This is a genomic window from Alteromonas sp. KUL150 (assembly GCF_009811475.1).
Classification (GTDB): domain Bacteria; phylum Pseudomonadota; class Gammaproteobacteria; order Enterobacterales; family Alteromonadaceae; genus Alteromonas; species Alteromonas gracilis.
Map to the genome: position 1 here is coordinate 84,505 of NZ_BLIJ01000057.1, position 15,742 is coordinate 100,246.

General features: G+C 46.3%; 13 protein-coding genes. 4 read left to right on the forward strand and 9 right to left on the reverse strand.

Annotated features, from left to right (window positions below):
- Positions 1 to 30 precede the first annotated feature (30 nt).
- The 4 genes from GVO62_RS13495 (at position 31) to yghU (ending at position 6,831) form a co-directional block, all read left to right on the forward strand.
- Positions 31 to 2,694, forward strand: a complete 2,664-nt coding sequence (locus GVO62_RS13495) for a penicillin-binding protein 1A (protein ID WP_159119677.1) — start codon at positions 31 to 33, stop codon at positions 2,692 to 2,694.
- 80 nt (positions 2,695 to 2,774) lie between these two features.
- Positions 2,775 to 4,466, forward strand: coding sequence for an NAD-dependent malic enzyme (locus GVO62_RS13500; RefSeq protein WP_159119678.1), 1,692 nt, complete (start codon positions 2,775 to 2,777; stop codon positions 4,464 to 4,466).
- A 320-nt stretch (positions 4,467 to 4,786) separates the two neighbouring features.
- Positions 4,787 to 5,773 carry a DUF4382 domain-containing protein gene (locus tag GVO62_RS13505; protein ID WP_159119679.1) on the forward strand — a complete coding sequence of 329 codons (987 nt, stop codon included), beginning with the start codon at positions 4,787 to 4,789 and terminating at the stop codon, positions 5,771 to 5,773.
- Positions 5,774 to 5,973: 200 nt separating this feature from the next.
- Entirely contained in the window at positions 5,974 to 6,831 is an 858-nt protein-coding gene (yghU, locus tag GVO62_RS13510; RefSeq protein ID WP_159119680.1) for a glutathione-dependent disulfide-bond oxidoreductase, read from the forward strand.
- Between the two features lie 122 nt (positions 6,832 to 6,953).
- On the opposite strand, the gene GVO62_RS13515 is transcribed toward yghU, so the two are convergent.
- The 9 genes from GVO62_RS13515 to argC all read right to left on the reverse strand — a co-directional run bounded on the left by GVO62_RS13515 (position 6,954) and on the right by argC (position 15,668).
- Positions 6,954 to 7,481 (reverse strand): hypothetical protein, encoded by a 528-nt coding sequence (locus GVO62_RS13515; RefSeq protein ID WP_159119681.1) that lies wholly within the window; start codon positions 7,479 to 7,481, stop codon positions 6,954 to 6,956.
- A gap of 345 nt (positions 7,482 to 7,826) precedes the next feature.
- The gene (locus GVO62_RS13520) at positions 7,827 to 8,399 is read right to left on the reverse strand and encodes a TetR/AcrR family transcriptional regulator (protein WP_159119682.1); all 573 of its coding nucleotides are present in this window, start codon (positions 8,397 to 8,399) and stop codon (positions 7,827 to 7,829) included.
- Between the two features lie 128 nt (positions 8,400 to 8,527).
- On the reverse strand, positions 8,528 to 8,830 hold the full coding sequence (locus GVO62_RS13525) for a hypothetical protein (RefSeq protein WP_236547157.1): 303 nt from the start codon (positions 8,828 to 8,830) through the stop codon (positions 8,528 to 8,530).
- A 59-nt stretch (positions 8,831 to 8,889) separates the two neighbouring features.
- Positions 8,890 to 10,200 (reverse strand): amino-acid N-acetyltransferase, encoded by a 1,311-nt coding sequence (gene argA, locus GVO62_RS13530; protein ID WP_159119683.1) that lies wholly within the window; start codon positions 10,198 to 10,200, stop codon positions 8,890 to 8,892.
- An 18-nt stretch (positions 10,201 to 10,218) separates the two neighbouring features.
- Positions 10,219 to 11,601 (reverse strand): argininosuccinate lyase, encoded by a 1,383-nt coding sequence (argH, locus tag GVO62_RS13535; protein WP_014997128.1) that lies wholly within the window; start codon positions 11,599 to 11,601, stop codon positions 10,219 to 10,221.
- A 74-nt stretch (positions 11,602 to 11,675) separates the two neighbouring features.
- Positions 11,676 to 12,881, reverse strand: coding sequence for an argininosuccinate synthase (locus GVO62_RS13540; RefSeq protein WP_105930522.1), 1,206 nt, complete (start codon positions 12,879 to 12,881; stop codon positions 11,676 to 11,678).
- Between the two features lie 38 nt (positions 12,882 to 12,919).
- Positions 12,920 to 13,831, reverse strand: a complete 912-nt coding sequence (locus GVO62_RS13545) for an ornithine carbamoyltransferase (RefSeq protein WP_159119684.1) — start codon at positions 13,829 to 13,831, stop codon at positions 12,920 to 12,922.
- Positions 13,828 to 14,658, reverse strand: a complete 831-nt coding sequence (gene argB, locus GVO62_RS13550) for an acetylglutamate kinase (protein ID WP_159119685.1) — start codon at positions 14,656 to 14,658, stop codon at positions 13,828 to 13,830. Before argB ends, GVO62_RS13545 begins: the two co-directional genes overlap by 4 nt.
- Positions 14,655 to 15,668, reverse strand: coding sequence for an N-acetyl-gamma-glutamyl-phosphate reductase (gene argC, locus GVO62_RS13555; protein ID WP_159119686.1), 1,014 nt, complete (start codon positions 15,666 to 15,668; stop codon positions 14,655 to 14,657). The genes argB and argC overlap by 4 nt, the downstream gene beginning before the upstream one ends.
- Between the last annotated feature and the right edge of the window lie 74 nt (positions 15,669 to 15,742).

Consider the following 15,742-nt stretch of genomic DNA (forward strand, 5'->3'; position numbering starts at 1 on the left):
TTTCAACAAAATGTCTTGGTATCCGTTACAGTGAAGTACATCAAACCATTTATTCTATTTAGTTTTCTATCAGGCCTTCTTGGTTTCGCTGCGCTGGTAGGTATTTACTTTTATATCAAACCTGACCTACCAAGTGTTACTGTACTTAAGGATGTACGGCTGCAAACACCCATGCAGATATACACCAAAGACGGAAAACTTATTTCGCAGTATGGAGTTAAACGGCGGATCCCGGTAAAACTTGAGGAAGTTCCTCAAGAATTGATCGATGCCATACTTGCTACCGAGGACAGTCGCTTCTACGAACACCGCGGTATTGACCCAATTGGTATTGTGCGTGCTGCAGTAAGTTTAGTGTTAACTGGCGAAAAACGTCAGGGGGCAAGTACGCTAACGATGCAGCTAGCGCGAGGCTTTTTCCTAAGCCGTGAAAAAACGTACGTAAGAAAGGTAAAAGAAATCTTCATTGCGCTTCATATGGAGCAGGAGCTATCAAAGCAAGAAATCTTGGAGCTGTATCTCAATAAAATCGAGTTAGGACATAGAGCGTTTGGTTTCGGTGCGGCTGCACAAGTTTACTATGGTAAACCGCTAAATGAACTCACGCTGGCACAAATTGCAACGATTGCCGGTCTTCCCAAAGCACCTTCAGTGTTAAATCCAGTTAGCAGCCCAGAACGCTCTGTTGAGCGTAGACGAGTTGTATTACTTCGAATGCTTGACGAAAACTACATCACAAAAGCCCAGTTCGACGAGGCTGCAAGCGCTCCTGTTTCCGCTAAAAAACACGGCGCAGAGATTGAAGTGGATGCGCCTTATCTCGCTGACACCATTTATAATGAAATGGTAGAAATTTATGGTAAGGAAGAAGCTGAAACAGGCGGCTATCAAGTGTTTGCAACCGCAACGTCAGATATGCAGCTTGCTGCTCAAAGAGCGGTGGTAAGAAACCTTCATGATTACGATGAGCGTCACGGCTACAAGGGTGCTCTTGGATATTTATGGAATATTCCTAAGCCAGAAAGTAAAGATGATGTTATCCCTCAGTTGTCATTGAGTTTCGACGTCAGTAATAAAAGCTCAAGGGACGAATGGGATGAGGCTTCAATGCTGCAAGTGTTAGCAGAGATTCCTCATATCAAGCCTCTTATTCCCTCTGTCGTAACAAAGGTCAACGAACAATCAATAGAAGTGTTGTCAGTTGATGAGCAAGTGCGGACGATAGAGTGGGGTGGTCTGGATTGGGCCCGTCGCTACATTACTGATTTCAGACAAGGCAGCGACCCGCAAACAGCCAGTGATGTCACGCAAGAAGGCGCGGTAATCTACATAAGGCAGCAAGATGATCAGTGGCGTATTTCGCAAATACCCGAAGTGAGTGGAGCCTTTATCGCACTTGACCCACAAAACGGCGCGGTCGAAGCGGTGGTTGGTGGTTATAGCTTCTACCAAAGTCAATTTAACCGAGCGACGCAAGCGAAGCGCCAGGTTGGTTCAAACATCAAACCTTTTGTGTACTCAGCAGCTATAGACAGCGGTTACACACTGGCATCTATTATCAATGACGCGCCGATTAACCAATGGAATGCAGCCACGGGCGTAGCGTGGCGCCCTCAAAACTCACCCGCTGAGTACGATGGCCCTATCAGAATGCGAAAAGCCCTTGGGAAATCTAAAAACGTAGTCTCGGTTAGATTACTTCGCGGGGTTGGATTAAGAGAAACCGCAGATTATTTAACCCGCTTCGGCTTTAATAAAGACGATATTCCATTGGATGAAACCGTATCGTTGGGTTCTAGTTCGCACACTCCTCTAGAGGTCGTGAGAGGGATGTCGGTTATCGCTAACGGTGGATATCTGGTAAATCCACACTTCATAAGCAAAGTGCTGGATGAAAATGGCGATGAACTATGGAAAGCCAATCCGGTTTGGGCATGTAATCGTTGCGAAAGCCAAAGTGATGCCGACATATTACCGGAAGACGAGGAAGCCGATGTTGAAGCCTTGTTAGCCGCAGAGCTCAATCAAGACATACTCTTAGGTGATTTCGGCGACGATGAAAATACCGAGAAAGTGATAGCACCTCAAGTGATCACGGCACAAAACGCCTTTTTAGTCGGTGAAATGATGCGTACCGCTGTTCGAGCAAACGGTAATTGGAGCAAAAAAACCTATTGGTTGGGAACCGGGTGGCGTGCTCGTAATATACTTCAGCGCACGGATATTGCGGGTAAAACTGGTACCACTAACGATTCACGAGACACCTGGTTCAGCGGCTTTCACAAGGATATTGTTGCCACTGCATGGGTAGGCTTTGACAATATGGGAAGACAACTCGGCCGTGCAACACGCAACCAAAATCTTATCAACAAAGATCCTGAAAAATTTAATTGGATAGGCAATGCCATGATAGGTATTGAAGATGGCGCGAAAGCAGCACAGCCTGCATGGATCAGATTCATGGAATATGCGCTTGAAAGTAAACCGCATACGCCAATGCCCGTACCAGAAAATATAGTGCGAGTTCGCATTGATCGTACCAGTGGAAAGTTGACCCGACGGACAGACCATACGACACTATTTGAATATTTCCTGCAAGGCACTGAACCGACAACTTATGTTCGTGATGACGAAGTGTTGGATCCCGCCACGCAGGATGAAACTACTGCGCCAGAGCCAGAAGAAATATTCTAATTATAAGAAGACACGTCGCTGACGTGTCGCTTCTTTAGGCTTGAGCGATGTAATTGCCTGAACACATTTTCGGAAAAACAATGTCAGAAGACTCACAACGATATCTATATATCCCTCACGCTGGCCCTTCATTGCTAGAAACGCCCCTACTGAATAAAGGCAGTGCCTTTACCGCCCGCGAGCGAGCGGCGTTCAACCTAGCCGGTCTGGTGCCGCCTCGATATGAAACCATTGAGGAACAAGTTGAACGAGCGTATATGCAATATAGCAGCTTCGACGAAGCGTTAAATAAGCATATTTACCTTCGAGCTATTCAAGACAACAACGAAACCTTGTTCTATCGTCTCATTCAAAAGCATATCGATGAGATGATGCCCATTATTTACACCCCAACGGTAGGAGATGCATGTGAACAGTTTTCTGATATCTACCGTAGCTCCCGTGGATTGTTTGTGTCATATGAAGAGCGTCATCAGCTAGACGACATTGTTCGCAATGCCACAAAACGCAAAGTAAAAGTGATTGTTGTGACTGACGGTGAGCGTATTCTTGGGTTGGGAGACCAGGGTATTGGCGGTATGGGGATCCCTATCGGTAAACTGTCGCTCTATACCGCATGTGGCGGAATTAGCCCTGCTTACACGCTACCCGTTATGCTAGACGTCGGCACCAATAACGAGAAACTGTTAAACGACCCTATGTATATGGGCGCGCGTCATCCTCGTATTGGGCAAGAAGAATACGATGAATTTGTAGATATGTTCATTAATGCGGTGAAACGACGCTGGCCAGATGTGATGATCCAGTTTGAAGACTTCGCGCAGCCCAATGCAATGCCGTTACTTAATCGCTACCGAAACGATGTGTGCTGCTTTAACGACGATATTCAAGGTACTGCTGCAGTTACGCTCGGCACTATACTCGCGGCATGTAAAACTAAGCAGCAAAAGCTTAGCGACATGAAGGTTGTATTTGTGGGCGCGGGCTCAGCAGGTTGTGGTATTGCTGAAATGCTTATTCAACAAATGGTCTTTGAAGGTCTTACTGACGAACAAGCGCGTAAGCAAGTGTTTATGATTGACCGTTTCGGCTTAGTCACTGAAGGTATGGAAGGCTTACGTGACTTCCAACAAAAGCTTCAGCAAAAAAATGCAGACTTAGCTGATTGGACATTCAGTGGTGATTACGCATCACTACTTGACGTGATGCACTGCGCGCAGCCAGACGTACTGATTGGCGTTTCAGGTCAGCCTGGTTTGTTTACTGAGCAAGTGATCCGCGCCATGAAGCAAGGATGTGAGTTACCAATCATATTCCCACTGAGTAACCCGTCTCGCCAAGTTGAGGCAAGACCAGAGCAGGTTATTGAATGGACCGACGGTGAAGTTATTATCGCGACGGGTAGCCCATTTAAACCTGTTGAGTATAAAGGTGAAATTTACCCTATTGCACAATGCAACAACTCGTACATTTTCCCCGGTATTGGTCTTGGCGTTGTCGCCTCTAAAGCCAAACTAATTAGCGACGAAATGTTAATGGCTGCAAGTAACGCGCTTGCTTTAGCGTCGCCATTAGTCAACACGGGGCAAGGTTCGTTATTGCCGCCGCTATCTGCAATAGCTCAAATAAGTCGCGAGATTGCCTTTGAAGTGGGTAGGGTAGCGATGGAGCAGGGGCTTGCCCTTGAGATGTCGGATGACGCTTTGCTTGAAAGTATAGAGCGAAACTTCTGGAAAGCTGAGTACCGCCCTTATAAACGGGTTAGCATTTAACTAACGCTGACGTTTTAAAAAAGCAGGCCTTGCCTGCTTTTTTTGTGGGCATAGAAGTCAACCTTATACTCGGTTTGAGATAATTTATTCACAATAGCCTTGCCCCTTGCCCCTTGCCCCTTGTTCTGATGTCGGCATCTCAGTTTATTCAAACCTGTTTTATGTAAAAAGGTGTTGCTTATGCGCAACATTTCCTATTTTTACCCTATCGTTAATATGGGTTTTTTAGTTCTAAATATATGAAAAATAATGCTTATTTTGTTTTGGCATAAACATTGATAACTACCCTTGGCATATAAAAGAAAAAGTAGGTGTTATAAATGAAAAAAACAAAAACTCAATTTAATTCATTGTACTCACGAGCTCTTAAGCGCTCCTTCTCAACATCAATGGTTATGGCCGCACTTGCTACACTAAGTGCTTGTGGCGGTTCTGGTGATAGCGTAGACGACCAGCCCACACCAACTACCAGTACTTTTTCTCTTTCGGTTTCAGATGCCCCAGTTGATAACGCCAGTGAAGTGGTAGTGTATTTCGATGAGGTTGAATTAATTGGTAACGATTCACCAATCACGTTTTCTGTTGAAGATGAGAACGGTGATCCTCGAAGCATTGACTTACTGTCTTTGCCTGGCGAACAATTTGAAGTGATTGTTGAAGATACTGAAATACCGATAGGTGACTACAACCAACTACGCCTTAGCGTCACTGACGAGTCGTACATCGTGACTAACGAAGGCACATATCCTATTCGCGTGCCAAGTGGCGAGCTGAAGCTAGACGGTTTCACTGCACAGCCTAACTTTAACGCAGCCTATACTGTTGAGTTCGATTTAAGAAAAAGTTTAGTCGACCCAGTAGGGCAAGAAGTCATCATGTTAAAACCCCGTGGTGTTCGCCTAGTGTTAAACGACGATGTTGGAACGCTTAACGGCACGGTAGATAGTACGCTTGTGATGAACGAAAAGTGTGCTGTTAAATCTGACATGTTTTCTGGTAATGCGGTTTACATTTATGAAGGTGAGCAAAATGTTCTCGATACTCTTGGTGACGACGCAGAGGTCGGTTTCGATGATACCGAGTTACGCCCTTTTACTGTGGTGCCTGTAACCTACGACGAGTCTGATGAAACATTCAATTTTACCGCGGGCTTCATGCCTCAAGGCGATTATTCACTCGCCTTTTCATGTGTAGCTTTGTTTGACGAGCCGGAAACGGATGAAGATGAAGAGGACGGTTTCTTTTTACAAACTATCGATACCACCACTGTTGTAGCAGGTGACACTACTACGGTAACTATCGAATAGTACCAGTTTGCGGGCAAAGGACTGCTCGCCTTTTATTCACAAAGCCGCGCTCTGTTTTATTGCATAGCGCGGCTTTTTTATGTCAGTAATCGCGCAGTGCTGTTTATTAGTCGACATAGTGAGCCATACGCCTTTAAAAGCCGTTCTCTATAGATATGAAGTATGTCTCCTTCACCTAAAAATCATTTAAGGGAATCGCTATGTCGACAGAAAGTAACTACACACCCCCTGACGTTTGGACGCAGGCTGAAGATGATGGCAACAAGTGGGCCAGTATCAACCGCCCCGTGTCAGGTTCGACCCACGAAAAAGCGCGATCCACTGGCGAACATGGTTTACAGCTATACTCGTTAGCTACACCTAACGGGCAGAAAGTGACTATTATGCTTGAAGAACTGTTGGCTGCCGGTGTCAGCGAAGCAGAATACGATGCGTGGCTAATAAACATTGGCGAGGGCGATCAGTTTTCCTCTGGGTTTGTGGACGTGAACCCAAACAGCAAGATCCCTGCGATGGTCGACACAACAACGTCGCCAGAAACCAAGCTGTTCGAGTCAGGTTCAATCTTGGTCTACCTGGCAGAAAAATTCGGAAAATTTATTCCGCAAGACGCCCACGCGAAAGCAGAATGCTTTAACTGGCTATTCTGGCAGGTGGGCTCAGCGCCATACCTAGGCGGGGGGTTCGGCCACTTTTATAGCTATGCGCCTTATCCAATGGAATACCCAATCAATCGCTTTACCATGGAAACCAAGCGTCAACTCGATGTGCTAGACAAACACTTAGCGAACAATGAGTTCATGGCAGGCAGCGAATACAGCATTGCCGATATAGCGATCTGGCCATGGTACGGCAACCTCGTACTGGGGAACTTATACGATGCAGCCAAGTTTCTTCAGGTGCATGAGTATACTAATTTAGTTCGCTGGGCTAAGCAGCTAGAGCAGCGCGAAGGAGTAAAGCGTGGCCGTATTGTTAACAAGACTTGGGGCGATGATGGCCAGTTAGAAAACCGCCACAGCCCCAAAGATATCGACAACGCGCTCGCCAACACCTAAATAATGGGGTCAGAGTACATTACTCAAATGACGGGGTCAGTGTACTTAAGTTATGTTAATCATCTTCTTAGCATCACAATGCCTAAAAAGGGCATCGACGAAAAGTACTCTGACCCTGATTTTCAGATAAGCTCTGCCACACTTTTTAAGTATGCTTGTTGGAGTGGGGTGAAATCCCATTCGTTCAAATCTTCATCAAATTCAAAGTTGCCCACACGGCCCTGCCATTTTATGGCAGGTACAGACGTCCACGTTTTCATATACACCAGTTTACCGTGAAGGCAATGTAACACTTCAAGCTTAGGTTGCTCTGTTTGATTATAGGTGAGTCGTTCAGAAACGATTGAACCTTCCTCACATGCCTCGTTGAAAAATACAAAGCCACGATAGTTTCCATTCTCCGTAATGGTTACAAGAGATGCATATTCTTTATTTTCTGACACTTTTCTTAACGCGGGTAACTGAGCTTCTACACGTTTGATTTGAATACCCTGTTTTTTGTCGTGCCACTGCCAACCAGAACTGCCCATAAAAGTAAGTTCATGATTCTTATCATCAATTTGCATCAAAAAAGTAAAGGTTTTCCACGATGCTATGGCGATAATACATAGCATCACGGCCCCGGTTATATATATCAGCAGCTTAGTCATCGTTTTCTTATTGGCAGAGCTTTTGTCTGTCTCTTACGTATGCGGACATTTATCAGACTTAAATTGCAAAAAAGTAATGGTGTTACCTTTTTCGAGTAAGTAAATGTTCGTTCAGCGACTAAGCCAAGCGACACAAGACGTACAAGAAGCCATGTTGGTGCAATACGATTTGGCGGATAGTGACTATGGCGCTCGTGTCAGAAAGGCGGTAGCCAGTAGATAAAGCAAATGGGGTCAGAGTTAGTTTTAGGAAAACTACCCAACCCCATTGTTCTAGCTAAGTTCTAGCAAAACGTACGGTGTGGTTACAGGTGGCATGCCTATAACTGCAATCTTCGCAATATGCTATTGGGTAGCAACTATTGCGTAAACATGAAGCCGTGCAGCTTGGAGTGCTTTATCTTTCCAATTGGTCTGAGTAATCTCTGGTGAGTGATTGCTTTGAAAAAACTGAATATAACCATGAGTTAAGGCCATGACTTGTGTTGCGATTGTCACGGCTTTGTCACTTGATACCTGGTTTTTGGGAAGCGTTTTGCATAACCCTGCCATTGCTACGATTAATGTTGATTTGGCTGCTCTCGTCTCTTCGGTCATCGAAAAAAATGAGGTACTGCCGCCAAATATTAATTGATAGTGTGCCGTATTAAATTCGGCGTAGTTTAATATATTCTCGCAGGCATCAAGGACCTTATCTGAGGCTGTATTTCCATTAGCACGCAAAATGCTTTGGGTTAGCACTTCGCAAGCTTGTTGACACAAAGCGTTAAGAATACCCTGTTTGCCCTTAAAGTGACTGTAAATGCCAATGGTTGATAAATTGGCGTGCTTCGCAATGTTGCGCACGCTCAAAGCATCGTACCCCTCCTCGCTAAAGAGTTCAGATGCCGCCTGCAGTATTTTTTCTTTGTTATTCATATTATTTTATCGAGTAGAAGTTATGGCCTATAACGCAGTTATAACTATAGATTAAGAATTCACGAGTTGCGCAACCGTCTCTACATTTTTATCGCTCTGTTTTTTTGCGCAAACTCAGGAAAGCCTGCCTACATGTAGCGCTTAAAATAGTCTGTTACTTTGGGCCACAAGTGCTGACACTTTCTGGAAAAGAATTTCATATGGCCTATCTCATTTACGTTTAGTGCTTTTGGTTCAAGCGCTTCAATTTCAGAGTCCATATTAGGGAACACGCTGAGCATATCGTGAACGTTACGAATATTAGCAATGTCATCGTCGTTGGCGAGTAGCCACTTAGAAGGTATCTGAATTGTGTCGTAGTGATGCCGATTGTTTATTTTACTAATGATAATGGCTAAGCAATGGCAAGTAGATAAGTTGTTAGTACGCAAATGCTAACGCTTAGCTGGGATAGATAAGCCATAGCACTCGCGATTTAAAAAGTAATGACTCAAACAGGTAGCGTGAATACTTTCGAGTTCCGCTGGAAGTTATACAGCTCTTTTTTCACCGCCGGCAACGCGCTGATGTCAGCAGGCTCAAAGCCTTGCTCTAAAAACCAATGGGCAGTAACGGTTGTAAGCACAAAAATACGCTCAATACCTGCTTCTTTAGCACGGGCGCGCACTTCATCTAAAATCCGTTCGCCACGGTTTTTGCCGCGATAGTCTTGGTGGGTAGCCACACAAGCTAATTCGGCACAGCCGTCTTCAGGATATAAATACAAAGCTGCGCACGCGATGATCATGCCGTCTCGCACTATCACGATAAACTGGTTGATTTCGTTCTCTAAACGCTCTCTAGAGCGCTTAACTAACACACCGCTTTCCTCTAGCGGTTTTATCAGCTTTAAGATACCGCCCACATCTTCGATAGTAGCTGCACGTAATTGTTCGTAGTGGTGTTCCATTACCAAAGAGCCGGTACCGTCACGCGTGAACAACTCTTGCAGCAATGCGCCGTCTTTTTCATAGCTGATACAGTGGGCGCGGGGCACGCCAGCTGCAACGCTGGTGGTAAGGGCGCTCAATACGGTATCTTCGGTGGTGATGTCTCCCGCCATGATCAGTTGCTCTAACTGAGGACGTTCAATGGTGCGAAGCAATCGACCTTCGCGATTGTATATGCCATCGAAGTTTGAAAACACGATAAGCTTGTCAGCTTTAAGGGCAATAGCCGCCTGTGTGGCTACATCTTCATGTGACAGGTTAAACACTTCCCCCGTTGATGAATAGCCCATAGGCGAAAGCAGCACAATTGAGCCATCGTTTAGGTGATCATTAATGCCCGTGGTATCGATGCGGCGCACTAAACCGGTGTTTTCAAAATCAACACCGCCTCGCACGCCCATCGGCTTAGCAACCACCAAGTTCCCCGAGCACACGCGTATTTGCGAGCCATGCATAGGTGAGTTAGGCAAGCCCATAGTAAGCAAGGCTTCAACCTGAGAGCGAACTGAACCGGCGGCATCTTTTACGCACTCTAGGGTTTGCTTGTCGGTAATGCGCACGCCGCTGTCAAAGCGACCTTCAATATTGCGTAGGGCAACACGCTGATCTATTTGCGGGCGGGCACCGTGTACTACAACTACGCGCACGCCTAAGCTGTTAAGCAGTGCAATGTCGTGAATAATATTAGGGAAATTAGGATGTTCAATGGCTTCGCCACCGAACATCAAAACGAAAGTCTTTCCCTGGTGAGCATTAATATAGGGCAGTGAACTGCGAAACAGTTTTATGCCGTCATGATGCGCTAATACCATCTAAGCAGTTCCTTGTCGCTACCCTTGCTTGTCCAAGTCTTCCAGCTCCTGATACAGTGCTTTTGTCACCGTTTCTTTGCTGGTACCGCCCAAGATATTGCGTTGATTAACGCCGTACTCTAGCTGTAGTACTGGGTATACGTCGTCTTCAATTTTGTCGCAAATCGCCTGCATGTCGCTTAATGGCAAATCTTCAATGGCACAGCCTTTGTCGATGGCCTGAAGTACAACGCGCCCTGCAATATCGTGGCCTGTTCTAAACGGCACACCTTTACCTACCAAATAATCGGCAAGCTCAGTGGCGTTAGAAAAACCTTGGGTTGCTGCAACGCGGCAGCGTTCTTCGTTTAGCTGCAGTGAGTCAAGCACTTCGCTGGCAATGCATAAACAAATGTGCCACTGATTTACCGTATCAATAGCGCCCTCTTTGTCTTCTTGCATGTCTTTGTTGTACGCAAGAGGAAGGCCTTTCATGGTAACCAATAGTGCCTGCAAAGAACCAAACACACGGCCACATTTGCCACGCATTAACTCTAGTGCATCAGGGTTTTTCTTCTGCGGCATAAGCGATGAACCAGAGGTTACGCTATCGCCAAGCTGTAAGAATCCTGCTTCGCCAGAGTTATAAAAAATCATGTCTTCGGCAAGACGTGACAAGTGCATCATGCTGGTGCTGGCTACAAACAAAAGCTCTAGCACAAAATCTCTGTCCGACACAGCGTCTAGGCTGTTAAGGCATGGAGAGTCAAAGCCCAGCTCTTCAGCAATGGCATGACGGTCTACAGGGAAAGTAGTGCCTGCCAATGCGCCTGAACCTAAAGGGCACTGATTCATGCGCACTTTTAGGTCGTCTAAACGGCTTAAGTCACGCTTTAGCATTTCAACGTAAGCTAAGCACCAGTGGGCAAAGTGAATAGGCTGTGCACGCTGTAAGTGCGTGTAGCCTGGGATAATTGCTTCTTGATGACGGCTAGCGGCATTAAGAAGCGACTTTATTACACCCAAAACATCAGTGCGAAGTGAGGCAATATGTTCACGTACCCACAGGCGAAAGTCGGTAGCAACCTGATCGTTTCGGCTACGCCCAGTATGAAGTTTACGACCAATGTCGCCAAGCTTCTCTATAAGCGCAGCTTCAACAAAGCTGTGAATGTCTTCTTCGCTAGATGCGTTAAAGTCTAATTCACCTGCATCAGCTTTCGCTTTTAACTCGCTCAGTGCGGATTCAAGCTGGGCTTGTTCGTCAACGGTCAATACGCCTGCTTTTTGCAGTGCGCGCGACCAGCTGATAGAGCCTTGAATATCTTGGCTTGCCATAACCTGGTCAAACGGCAGCGAGTCGTTAACCTGTTTAAACATACTACTTGCACCGGATTCAAACCGGCCACCCCACAACGCCATGTGATGCTCCTTAAATGCTGTTTAATGCCATCGCTATCCGCGCGTAACTAGGTAGAGTTACGCACGGTATGCGACTAACCTTGTTTTTTTAGTGCTTCAATACGACTTGAAAGGCTGAATAGGCGGATAAAGCCTTCAGCATGCTTCTGGTCGTAAACATCATCAGCACCAAAGGTAGCAAAGTCTTCAGAGTAAAGGCTGTTTGGTGAGCGGCGTTGTGTAACCGTAGCTTGGCCTTTGTAAAGCTTAACCACGATATCGCCCGTAACTTTTTTGGCAAAAGACGCAGCGCCTGCAAGTAATGCATCGTTAAGAGCCGTAAACCAACGACCGTCGTACATCACGTGTGAGAACTCAAGACCAATCTGCTCACGGTATTTAAGCGCAGCTTTATCTAGCACCATAGTTTCTAGGGCTTTATACGCTTTAAGCAGTACGGTGCCTCCTGGTGTTTCATAACAGCCACGAGACTTCATACCTACAAGGCGGTTCTCAACAATGTCGATACGTCCAACACCATGCGCCGCAGCTACAGTATTAAGTTTAACTAGCGCTTGATAAGGCGATAGTGCCTCACCATCAACATGAGTCAGCTTACCTTCGTCAAAAGACAGGGTTACGCGCTCAGGTGTATCTGGCGCATCTTCTGGATCTACCGTTAGCGTCCACACTTGCTTGGTAGGCTCTTGCCATGGATCTTCAAGCTCGCCACCTTCGTGTGAAATGTGCCATGCGTTTGCATCACGGCTGTAAATCTTTGTCGCTGAGGCGGTTGTCGCAATATTGCGCTCAGCTAGGTATGCAAGTAAGTCTTCGCGGCTCACCATATCCCACTCACGCCAAGGCGCGATAACAGTAAGGTCTGGAGCAAGGGCGGCAAAAGTGCTTTCAAAACGAACCTGGTCGTTACCTTTACCTGTACAGCCGTGGCATAGTGCGTCGGCACCTACTTTGCGCGCAATCTCAACTTGCGCTTTAGCGATGACCGGGCGTGCCATTGACGTACCCAGTAGGTATTCACCTTCGTAAACTGCACCTGTAGTAATAGTTGGGAAGATATATTCGCTTACGAACTCTTCTTTCAAATCAACAATGTGGCATTCGCTTGCGCCAGACGCGATAGCTTTCTCGTGAAGCCCTTCTAGTTCTTCATCACCTTGGCCCACATCTGCCGCAAACGCGACAACTTCACAGCCATAGTTTTCTTTAAGCCATGGAATGATGGCTGATGTATCAAGCCCGCCTGAATAGGCCAGCACGATTTTTTTAACGTTTTGCATCTAAATAATCCTTCTAAGCGTCTTTTTAGGCGTCTTTATTAAGCGTTAAGTAATTGAGTAAGAATGGCGTTTTGGCCATGCATTCTATTTTCGGCTTGCTGCATTAATAGCGATTTATCGCTATCAATCAACGAGCCGGTAATTTCTAAATCGCGATGGGCAGGTTGGCAGTGCATAACGTAGCTAGCACCGGTTGCTTCCATCAACGCTTCGTTCACCTGATAAGGCATGAACTTTTCTTTGATCACTTCAAGTGGCGTCTCGTCACCCATTGAAAGCCATGTATCTGCATAGATAACGTCTGCACCGTTAGCAGCACTAAGCTCTGTGCTTTCAACAATCGATACACCCGTTTTCTCGGCAATCGCTTTTGCCTGCGCCACAATTTCAGGTGCCGCTTCGTGCCCCTCTGGCGTGACTACAACTTGGTTGCAACCTAGAAGCGCCCCAACAATTAACAGAGAATGGGTTACATTGTTGCCGTCGCCTACATAGGCCATGGTAAGACCTTCAGTTTTGCCGAAGCGTTCAAACATAGTAAGGTAGTCAGCAAGGCCTTGGCACGGATGGTATTTATCACACAGAGCGTTAATAACCGGCACTTTCGCCGCCTTTGAAAAGGTTTCTAGCGTTTCGTGAGAAAATACGCGAGCCACGATAGCGTCGGCCCAGCACGCAAGGTTAGCAGCGGTGTCTACTGCATCTTCACGGCCTGCTAAGTTGCCCGACTGCACATCTAAATACACCATATGGCCGCCAAGCTTGTTGATACCAATATCAAAACTAACGCGTGTTCGCAAAGATGGCTTTTCAAACAGGGCAACAATTGATTTTCCCGCTAGCACATTACTGTAACTTGCTGGCGCTTGTTTAATTTCTACAGCCAATTGCAGCAAGTTTTTCATTGCCTCGGGTGTCCAGTTTGCAAAGGTGAGTAGGTCCTGTTTCATTGTACTTCTCCGGCATTGCCTTTTGTTAGAGCAGCGTTTGTGGACTCTGTGTTTGCCAGCGCTGCGGGCAGAATTTGTGTACCCGTTTTTTTATTTAAAATGTCGTTGATATCAGCTGCCCAGCTTGCGATGTAAACCGCGCGGTTTAGGCTCTCTGCAGACGCAAGTGCCGCATCTACTTTCACCTTCATTCCGTCAGTGATCACGCCTTCGTCTGCATATTTCGCAATACTTGCAGCATTAAGTTCGCTAATTAGCAATTTGTCACCGTCAAGTACACCTTCAACATTTGAAAGTAATAAAAGTTCCGCGTTAAGAAGTTCGGCGATAACCGTAGCTGCTTGATCGGCATTTACATTCAGTAATCTACCTTGTGGGCTTGAGCCAATAGAGCTGATTACCGGAAGTGTAGACTGTGCTAGTACGCTTTTTAAAAAAGATGCATCAGCTGTCGAAGGCACGCCCACGGCGCCATATTGGTCAGCAAGTGGCTCGCATACCACCATATTTCCATCAAGCAAAGATAAACCAACTGGAGTAATACCCGTGGCTAGTGCCGCTGCACAAAGCTGTTTATTCGCAGAGCCTGCAAGTGCGCCGCAAATATAAGGCATGTGCTCATCGGGCGTAACGCGAAGGCCATCAATTTTTGTACTTTGAAGGCCCAGGCTCGCCATTAGGGTTTCAACTAACGGGCCGCCGCCGTGCACCACAACGACGGGGCGTATGGTTTGAACTTCTTTTACGCTTAAAAATAAGCGCGTCATTGCCGCTGCATCGTCAAGTAATGCACCACCAACTTTAATTACAATAGGTGAAACACTCATAGTACTAACCCTGTTTCTACTGGTTGTTTCGTCATTATATTCAGGCACTGTATAGCCTGCGAGGCCGCGCCCTTCATCACGTTGTCTATGGCCGCTGTTACCACTGCATACCCAGATGCCTCGTCTAACTTCCAGTGAAGATCGACAAATGGGGTGTGGGCAACGTCGTCAATTTTTGGAAAACTCTTGCGCAACCGCACAATGGGTTTATCAGCATAGGCGTCAGTGTACGCTTGTTCAAGTTGGGTGCTGGTGGTACCAGCTTTAACTTTAACCGTCACCGTCGCCAATATTCCTCTTTTGAAGTTTCCTAAGTGCGGCGTAAAGATAACCGGTGTGCCTAAATATGCTTCTATTTCAGGCGTATGACGGTGGCCTAGCACGCCATATGCTTGCAGGCTTACTTCGAAAAAACTGGTGGTAAGGCTAGCTTTTCTGCCCGCACCGGATACACCAGATACGGCGTTGATCACAGGGCGTACGCTTTCATCCAGCAAATTATGGTGAGCAAGAGGCTTAAGTGCACTAAGGCTCGCAGTGGGGTAGCAACCCGGCACAGCAATAACATCGGCACCGGCAATTTGGGCTTCGTGCCATTCGGCAAGACCATAAACAGCCTGAGCTAGGCTTTGTTCTTGCGTATGGGGAAAGTCATAAAATTGTTCGAAAACTTGGGTGTCTTTTAGCCTGAATGCGCCGGATAAATCGAGTACTTTGGCTTTACCTGAAGATAGCACTGGCATCCAGTCGTGGCTGGCCTCGTGGGGCGTGGCTAGGAAGATAAAATCAACGTTATCTGCCATCTCTTTTAATGCAGCATTTGAAATAGGTGTAAGCGTAGCGTTCACGTGAGCCAAATTGCCATGTAGCTCTGCGATATCTTTACCAGCGTCATTGCTATTTTCAGACACGTAGGTACCCGCTAGTTTTAACGTAGGATGTTGATTCACCAACTGAACAAGTTGTGCCCCTGTGTAACCACTGGCACCGATAATTGAAACGTTGTACATAATTTAAAATTCAATAAAAGGAGAAAAAATCACTTTTTACCTTTGTAAACTGGTTGGGCGTAAATTCTTGCCTA

Excerpts from the sequence above, each read along its gene's own strand:
- argC (WP_159119686.1), bottom strand. The coding sequence starts at position 15,668 with ATGTACAACGTTTCAATTATCGGTGCCAGTGGTTACACAGGGGCACAA.
- yghU (WP_159119680.1), top strand. The coding sequence starts at position 5,974 with ATGTCGACAGAAAGTAACTACACACCCCCTGACGTTTGGACGCAGGCT.
- argB (WP_159119685.1), bottom strand. The coding sequence starts at position 14,658 with ATGAGTGTTTCACCTATTGTAATTAAAGTTGGTGGTGCATTACTTGAC.
- GVO62_RS13545 (WP_159119684.1), bottom strand. The coding sequence starts at position 13,831 with ATGAAACAGGACCTACTCACCTTTGCAAACTGGACACCCGAGGCAATG.
- GVO62_RS13520 (WP_159119682.1), bottom strand. The coding sequence starts at position 8,399 with ATGAATAACAAAGAAAAAATACTGCAGGCGGCATCTGAACTCTTTAGC.
- argA (WP_159119683.1), bottom strand. The coding sequence starts at position 10,200 with ATGGTATTAGCGCATCATGACGGCATAAAACTGTTTCGCAGTTCACTG.
- GVO62_RS13505 (WP_159119679.1), top strand. The coding sequence starts at position 4,787 with ATGAAAAAAACAAAAACTCAATTTAATTCATTGTACTCACGAGCTCTT.
- GVO62_RS13500 (WP_159119678.1), top strand. The coding sequence starts at position 2,775 with ATGTCAGAAGACTCACAACGATATCTATATATCCCTCACGCTGGCCCT.
- GVO62_RS13540 (WP_105930522.1), bottom strand. The coding sequence starts at position 12,881 with ATGCAAAACGTTAAAAAAATCGTGCTGGCCTATTCAGGCGGGCTTGAT.
- argH (WP_014997128.1), bottom strand. The coding sequence starts at position 11,601 with ATGGCGTTGTGGGGTGGCCGGTTTGAATCCGGTGCAAGTAGTATGTTT.
- GVO62_RS13515 (WP_159119681.1), bottom strand. The coding sequence starts at position 7,481 with ATGACTAAGCTGCTGATATATATAACCGGGGCCGTGATGCTATGTATT.